The sequence below is a fragment of the Agathobacter ruminis genome (assembly GCF_002735305.1).
Lineage (GTDB): Bacteria > Bacillota > Clostridia > Lachnospirales > Lachnospiraceae > Roseburia > Roseburia ruminis.
Window position 1 is genome coordinate 1 of record NZ_PDYG01000044.1, and the last position, 7,960, is coordinate 7,960.

Consider the following 7,960-nt stretch of genomic DNA (forward strand, 5'->3'; position numbering starts at 1 on the left):
GAAATATGTCAGCTACGCTGACGCAAATCTCGCGCCAAGTCTCGCGAGCGAGACTTGAATGAAATGGAGAGCAGTATGAGACGACTAAAAGTGTACAAAAAAACAGTTAGTATTGTGAATGAAACGGCAATAGGAATTTATGAGTCCATTGTTGGAGATGGCATCGGATTTTTGCTTGAAAGTTATGACAAAAATTATGACCGCTATACATTCCTTGGGGAAGAACCGGATGAAATCATTTCAAGCAAAGGCAATTCACTGATTATTCAAAAGAAGAATGGCAGCGTAGAAGTACGGACTGGCAATCCGGTGGAGCGTCTGAAAGAATATTATGATGAATTTGAAATTATTAAAACCAATGACGAATTATCATTCTCGGGCGGACTGGTCGGCAACCTCGGTTACGATTTCATTCGTTATACCGAAAAGCTTCCGGATGAGAATCCGGATGAAATCGGAATCGAAACCATTCAAATGATGCTGATGACGAAATTTATCATGATTGATCATGTTGCTGAAACCATGACGGCAGTCGTATTGGAGGAAGACAGCGAATACGGTGAGCAAAAAGCATTATCACAAGCACAGAATTTGATTGACAGAGCACGCAAATGTAATTCCCGGAATCAGGTAATCAATCCGGACTGTGACGGAAAGATTGTAAAGCAGTCCGATTCACTGGAAGAATATTGTGCCAAGGTTGAAAAAATAAAAGAATATATCCGTGAAGGTCATATCTTCCAAACAGTTTTATCACAACGCTGGACAGTGGAGACAAAGCAAAACGGATTTGATTTGTACAAGAAATTAAGAGAACTGAATCCTTCTCCATATTTGTATTATTTTAATTTTGGCGAATTTGAAATCATCGGTTCATCTCCTGAGATGATCGTGAAACAGCAGGGCAATCATATCTATACCTGTCCGATTGCCGGAACCAGACCTCGCGGTGCAGACGCACAGGAGGATGCATTGTTAAAGGATGATTTGCTTCAGGATGAAAAAGAGCGTGCTGAGCATGTCATGCTCGTGGATCTGGCCAGAAATGATATGGGACGCGTCAGCGAGTTTGGAACGGTCAAAGTGACACAATTTATGGAAGTACAAAATTATTCGCATGTGATGCATATCGTTTCCATGGTTGAAGGGCGCAAAAAAGGAATCTATCATCCATTTGATCTGGTCAGCTCCTTCCTTCCTGCCGGAACATTGAGCGGTGCTCCAAAAATCCGGGCGATGGAAATCATCGATGAACTTGAAACGGTGCGAAGAGGTGCGTATGGCGGTGCGACAGGATATATTGATTTTTCCGGTGATATGGATTTTTGCATCACGATTCGTACGATGATTAAGAAACAAAACAAAGTATATCTTCAAGCCGGTGCAGGAATTGTGGCTGATTCCGATCCGCAAAAAGAATATATGGAATGCTGCAATAAAGTGATGGCGCTGGCGAAAACTTTGGTAAAGGAGAATGACTTATGATTTTGATGATAGACAACTATGATTCGTTTACATACAATCTTTATCAATATATCGGAATATTTGATCCCGATATCAAAGTTGTACGAAATGATGAGATTACACTTGATGAGGTCGAGAAATTAAATCCGGATAGAATTATACTCTCACCTGGGCCGAAATCTCCGAAAGAAGCCGGAATATGCGTGGGGCTGGTTCAAAAATTTTATGATCGGATTCCAATCCTTGGTATTTGTCTCGGACATCAATGCATCGGAGAAGCATTTGGCGGTACTGTCAGTTATGCAAAACAGCTTCTGCATGGAAAGCAATCACTGATTCAACTGGATGACGATTTGCTCTTTCAGGGAATTGATTCTCCGATTAAAGTGGCAAGGTATCATTCTCTGGCAATCTTATCTGATTATTTACCGGAATGTTTGAAAGTGATTGCGCAGACGGAGGATCATGAAATCATGGCCATCCGTCATAATGATTATCCGGTATACGGATTACAGTTTCATCCGGAATCAATTTACACGGAACATGGAAAGCGATTGATTGAGAATTTTTTAAATATCAGACAAAGGACTGAATGAGGAGAATGAAATGATACTTGATACGATTGTTGCGGACAAGAAGAACCGGCTAAAAGAACAAAAAAATTTAATCCCGATGAAAGAAATGATAAACCTGGGGGAGACTACAAAGACACGTTGCAAAGATAGTTTTTATCAGGCTTTGAAAAAAACTCAGATTTCCATTATAGGGGAATGCAAAAAAGCATCTCCGTCTCTTGGCAAAATCGAAAGTCAAATTGATATTACTACAAGAATTGCAGAATATAATGATGCGGCAGACTGTATTTCATGTCTGACAGAGGAAGATCATTTCCTTGGATGTGCAAATGATTTGATACAAATCCGTAAACTGACGGATCTGCCGATCTTAAGAAAAGACTTTGTTATTGATCCGTATCAGATCTATGAAGCAAAACACATTGGCGCAGATGCGATACTTTTGATAGCAGCGATTTTGGATGATGCGCAACTGGCTGATTATTATCAGCTGGCTCAAAGTCTGGAGCTTGATGTGCTCGTGGAAGTACATGATGAGCAGGAAATGGAGCGTGCATTAAAAATCAATCCACGCATCATCGGTGTTAATAATCGGAATTTGAAAGATTTTCAGATATCGCTGGACAATACCAAACGACTTCGTCATTATGTTCCGGAAGACAAGGTATTAATATCTGAAAGTGGAATATTAAATGATGATGATATTATTGAATTAAAGAATTGTCATGTGGATGGATTCCTGATAGGACGCGCTTTTATGGAATCGGCAAACCCAAAAGAACTGGCATTACATTGGAAAGGATTATAACTATGAACCAGAAAGCTTATTACGGAAAATTCGGTGGACAATATGTTTCTGAATCTTTGATGAATACATTGAAAGAAGTTGATGAGGCTTTTGAAGAAGCAATTCACGATCCGAAATTTATGGAAGAATTTCATTATTATCTGAAGCAGTATGTTGGTAGAGAAACACCTCTTTACTATGCACAGCGTTTGAGTGAAAAATATAAAACCAAGATTTATTTAAAACGAGAAGACTTAAATCATACCGGCGCACATAAAATCAATAATGTGCTCGGACAGATTCTGCTTGCCAAGAGAATGGGCAAGAAAAAAGTTATCGCCGAGACCGGGGCCGGTCAGCATGGAGTTGCAACCGCAACCGGAGCTGCACTATTTGGAATGGAATGTACGGTCTTTATGGGAAAGGAAGATATCGCAAGACAGAAACTGAATGTTATGCGTATGGAAATGCTTGGTGCAAAAGTGGTGTCTGTCGAGAGTGGAAGCAATACCTTAAAAGATGCGACCAATGAGGCAATTCGTACATGGGCCAAGGTGGCGGAAGATACCTTCTATATCATCGGTTCTGCGGTAGGCCCGTATCCATATCCGAAAATGGTCAAAGAATTCCAGTCTGTCATCAGTAGGGAAGCCAAGAAGCAGCATTATGAAGTTGAAGGCCGTTTACCGGATGTGGTAATGGCTTGCGTCGGAGGCGGATCCAATTCAATTGGAATGTTTGCAGATTTTATTGAAGAAAAAGATGTGAAACTGATTGGTGTGGAAGCAGCCGGCAAAGGAATTGAAACAGGGGAACATGCCTCTGCAATGGCGCTCGGCAAACCGGGGGTATTGCATGGAATGAAATCGTATTTACTGCAGGATGAGAATGGAAATGTACAATTGGCTCATTCCATTTCTGCAGGACTCGATTATCCTGGGGTTGGACCGGAACATGCTTTTCTGAAAGATAGCAAGCGTGCTGAATATGTTGCTGTTACGGATATGGAAGCAATGGATGCACTGATGGAGTTGACCCGGTTAGAAGGAATCATCCCGGCAATTGAAAGCGCACATGCAGTTGCATATGCATGCAAATATGCTGCCAATATGACAGAAAATCAGTCAATGATTGTATGTCTCTCCGGCCGTGGTGATAAGGATGTACATACCATCGCAGATTATCTGGATGGCAAAGGATATTTGAATTAATGACAGACCGGAATAGAGAGGACAGGAAAATGAATCGAATCGAACAAAGATTAAATCAGAATATAAGCAATGGTGTCAAATCATTTATCACATATATGACAGCCGGATTACCAAATTACGATACAACCAAGAAACTTGTGAAAGCGCAGGAAGAGGCGGGCATCGATGTAATCGAAATCGGTGTTCCGTTTTCGGATCCGATTGCGGATGGACCGGTGATTCAGCAAGCTTCTTTTGAGGCAATTCAAAACGGTGCAACCATTGACAAAACATTTGCGATGATGAAAGAATTGCGTGAGGAAAATGTGAATGTACCAATTGTATTTATGCTTTATTATAATACGATTTTACATTATGGACCGGAAGAATTTGCAGTTCAATGCAAGGCATGCGGCATAGACGGATTGATCGTTCCGGACCTGCCGATGGAAGAACAGGATGAACTGAAAACATTTTTGTCGGATGATACGATTTTGATCCAACTGGTATCTCCGGTGTCGAACGATCGTGTAGATCAGATTCTTTCAGATGCAAAAGGTTTTGTATATTGTGTTTCTTCAATGGGAGTGACCGGTCAGGCTGCTGATTTCCATAAGGAGGTGAAAAATTATTTATCCATGATTAAATCAAAATCAAAGATTCCGGTGATGATGGGATTTGGTATTCGCGATGCAAAAGATGTCAGTCCGTTTATATCGGATATCGATGGTGCGATTGTCGGCACCCATTTCATTGACCTGATGCGTACTTCAAATTACGATTCAAAAGTCGCATCTGATTATGTAACTAAATTTAAACAGGATTTAAATAACACAAACAAATAATATCGGGAGGTTTACCATGATTAAAGAAGCGATTATCAAAATTGTGCAAAAAGAAGATTTGACCTATGAAGAAGCATATACGGTCATGAATGAAATTATGGATGGCGAGACGACTGCAACACAGAATGCAGCCTTTCTTGCAGCCCTGTCTACGAAGAACACAAAAGCAGAAACCAAAGATGAAATAGCAGGTTGTGCGGCTGCCATGAGAGAGCATGCGCTTTCGGTTCAATCCGGCGATCTTGATACCTTTGAAATTGTAGGTACCGGCGGAGACAATGCAGGAAGCTTTAATATTTCAACCACTTCTGCATTCATTGCAGCTGCTGCCGGAATGCATGTGTCAAAACACGGTAATCGTGCAGCATCTTCAAAGAGCGGTACAGCCGACTGCCTGGAAGCATTGGGCGTTAATATCAACCTGGATCCAAATCAGGCCTTTGCATTGTTGAACAAGACCGGCTTCTGTTTCTTTTTTGCGCAGTTGTATCATTCCTCAATGAAGTATGTGGGAGGAATCCGGAGAGAACTGGGATTTCGAACCGTCTTTAATATTCTTGGACCATTGACGAATCCGATTCATCCAAAGCGTCAATTGCTCGGTGTATATGATGAATCTCTGGTGGAACCGCTTGCAAGAGTATTATATGAACTTGGCGTATCAGACGGTATGGTTGTATTTGGTCGTGAAAAGCTTGATGAGATTTCAATGGTGGGCCCTACCTTTGTCTGTGAATTTCATAATGGAACTTATCAGTCATATGATATCTGTCCGGAAGATTTTGGTTTTACCCGTTGCTCCAAAGAAGATTTGAAGGGTGGCACTCCGGAAGAAAATGCGCAGATTACCATCGATATTTTAACCGGAAAAGAACAGGGACCAAAGCGGCAGACAGTATTACTGAATGCGGGAGCTTCTCTATATATCGGTGGAAAAGCATCATCCTTTGCTGAGGGTGTCAAGCTTGCTGAAGAATTGATTGACAGTGGAAAAGCCTATGCAAAGTTGGAAGAAGTGATTCAGCTTTCAAATGTTAACCTAATTGAAAATGTGGGTTGACATTTAGCGCTGAATCAAATATAGTAGGATAGAAAATTGATTAAGGGAGGAACAAAAATGAAATTTTCTATTCGACAAATTTGCATGATTTCGATTATGACAGCAATCATTGCAGCGGTTTCCATTTTAACAATTCCAACTCCTTGGGGGGTTCCGTTTACATTGCAGACCTTCGCGGTTGCTTTGAGCGGATATCTGCTTGGAAAGAGAGACGGCACCATCGCAGTCTTCCTTTACTTATTGCTCGGCACAATCGGTGTACCGGTTTTTGCACAGATGTCTTCCGGTGTAGGCGTTATCGTCGGCCCGTCAGGCGGATATTTGATTGGATTTGTGGGAATGGCTTTTCTCTGCGGAGTCGGTAAAGACCTCAATCGTGGAAAAATCGGAATGGTTTATTCCGGAATCCTGGGAATCCTTGGATTGGCAGTATGTCATTTGATTGGAGCTTTACGATTGATGTCAGTGGCACATTTGAGCGTAAAAATGGCATTTGTATATGGTTCACTGCCATATTTGTTGAAAGATGTTATTTCTGTGGTAGGTGCTTTGGCAATGAGTATGATCTTGCAAAGAGCATTACAGGCTGCACATTTATTTGACAATATGGAAGCAAAAGAAAGTGTCTGATGCATTGCATCAGACACTTTTTTTATCTGGTTGTTCGATTGATATAATTGGTTTTGTATTTGGAATAAATGATTTTTTGACTTCGATATAAACCATAATAGCCGGAAAACATATAGCTGAGTGCAACACTTAGCAAGAAATAAGGCATTCCGTCATAGCCAAACAATTCAAAACTGATTAGTAGAGAAGTGATTGGCGAGTTGGTCACTCCGCAGAATAACGAAACCATACCGATTGCGGTACATAACATTGGTGAAAATCCGATTAAATTACCGAATAAACATCCGAATGCGGCTCCGGTGAAGAAGGATGGGACAATTTCTCCGCCTTTGTATCCTGCGCCCAATGTCAAAGCAGTGAAAATTATTTTTAAAATAAAATCTTCCGGTCGAACCGTTCCGTTGATACATTCACCGATAATCGTGATACCGGTTCCGTTGTATCGCTGTTCGCCGACAATCGTGGTCAGAAGAATGATCAGGCATCCGCCTGCAAACACACGCAGAAACGGATTTTTGAAAATCTTTTTATATAATTCACCGGTCCCATGCAAAATGATACAAAAGAAGATGGACAGCAATGCGGTCAAAACTGCGAGCAGAGAAATAATCAATGCGTTTTTGATATCAAATTGCGGGATATGATCGATGAGAAACAGCTCCGAAGATACACCAAAATGAATCGCAACCGCATGAGCTACCAGAGAACTGATGACACATGGTACAAAGGCCGCATAATACATTACGCCGACGCTGATCATTTCCATAGAAAAAACCGCGGCTGCCATTGGTGTGCCAAACAAAGCCGAAAATGCAGCGCTCATTCCGCACATAATCATAATATGTTTATCTTTTTGATCGAATCGAAAGATCTTTCCAAGAGTACAGCCAAGGCTTCCGCCAATCTGTAAAGCGGCGCCCTCACGTCCGGCGGAACCACCAAACAAATGCGTGATAATCGTTGAGATAAACATCAAAGGTGCCATATCCCAAGGAACATCATCTTTATCAGATTGAATGGCATTGATTACCGCATTGGTTCCCAGATCTTTTTCGATTTTTCGTAAATGGTAAAGTCCTGCAATGACCAGTCCACCCAGAGGTAAAAAATAAATCAGCCACGGATATTGTCCACGCAATTGCGTGACGTATGCCATTCCGTGATGGAAGAGTGTTGCGATGCCACCGACGACCGCGCCTGTGAGCAATGCAAATATTACCCATTTTACAGAAGTGAATAATCTTCGTGTTGTTTTTTGTGTTCTGTCTAATATCATTTCTTTGTTCATCATAAATTTATACTATCATATTTCTATTTCATTACAAGAAAAACCCGAAAAAGTAATTTACCTCAGTCGGGGTTACAATCTCCGACTGAGATAAACGCTCCGCGAGGATGCGCAGAGATTT

8 protein-coding genes are annotated in these 7,960 nt (G+C 41.3%); 7 read left to right on the forward strand and 1 reads right to left on the reverse strand.

The features are described from left to right. Positions 1-63: 63 nt before the first annotated feature. The 7 genes from trpE to CSX02_RS07525 are packed head-to-tail and all read left to right on the forward strand — an operon-like array spanning position 64 to position 6,551. Complete coding sequence (gene trpE / locus CSX02_RS07495; protein ID WP_099386215.1) at positions 64-1,485, forward strand: anthranilate synthase component I; 1,422 nt, start codon at positions 64-66, stop codon at positions 1,483-1,485. After that, complete coding sequence (locus CSX02_RS07500; RefSeq protein ID WP_099386216.1) at positions 1,482-2,060, forward strand: anthranilate synthase component II; 579 nt, start codon at positions 1,482-1,484, stop codon at positions 2,058-2,060. Before trpE ends, CSX02_RS07500 begins: the two co-directional genes overlap by 4 nt. A gap of 10 nt (positions 2,061-2,070) precedes the next feature. Continuing rightward, positions 2,071-2,847, forward strand: coding sequence for an indole-3-glycerol phosphate synthase TrpC (gene trpC / locus CSX02_RS07505; RefSeq protein ID WP_099386217.1), 777 nt, complete (start codon positions 2,071-2,073; stop codon positions 2,845-2,847). A gap of 2 nt (positions 2,848-2,849) precedes the next feature. After that, on the forward strand, positions 2,850-4,037 hold the full coding sequence (gene trpB, locus CSX02_RS07510) for a tryptophan synthase subunit beta (RefSeq protein WP_099386218.1): 1,188 nt from the start codon (positions 2,850-2,852) through the stop codon (positions 4,035-4,037). A 29-nt stretch (positions 4,038-4,066) separates the two neighbouring features. Then, positions 4,067-4,861, forward strand: coding sequence for a tryptophan synthase subunit alpha (gene trpA, locus CSX02_RS07515; RefSeq protein WP_099386219.1), 795 nt, complete (start codon positions 4,067-4,069; stop codon positions 4,859-4,861). A 16-nt stretch (positions 4,862-4,877) separates the two neighbouring features. After that, entirely contained in the window at positions 4,878-5,921 is a 1,044-nt protein-coding gene (trpD, locus tag CSX02_RS07520) for an anthranilate phosphoribosyltransferase (RefSeq protein ID WP_099386220.1), read from the forward strand. Positions 5,922-5,978: 57 nt separating this feature from the next. Then, complete coding sequence (locus CSX02_RS07525) at positions 5,979-6,551, forward strand: biotin transporter BioY (RefSeq protein WP_034219429.1); 573 nt, start codon at positions 5,979-5,981, stop codon at positions 6,549-6,551. Positions 6,552-6,573: 22 nt separating this feature from the next. Here CSX02_RS07525 and CSX02_RS07530 read toward each other — a convergent pair whose 3' ends face one another. After that, positions 6,574-7,842 carry a chloride channel protein gene (locus tag CSX02_RS07530; protein WP_330399487.1) on the reverse strand — a complete coding sequence of 423 codons (1,269 nt, stop codon included), beginning with the start codon at positions 7,840-7,842 and terminating at the stop codon, positions 6,574-6,576. Positions 7,843-7,960 lie beyond the last annotated feature (118 nt).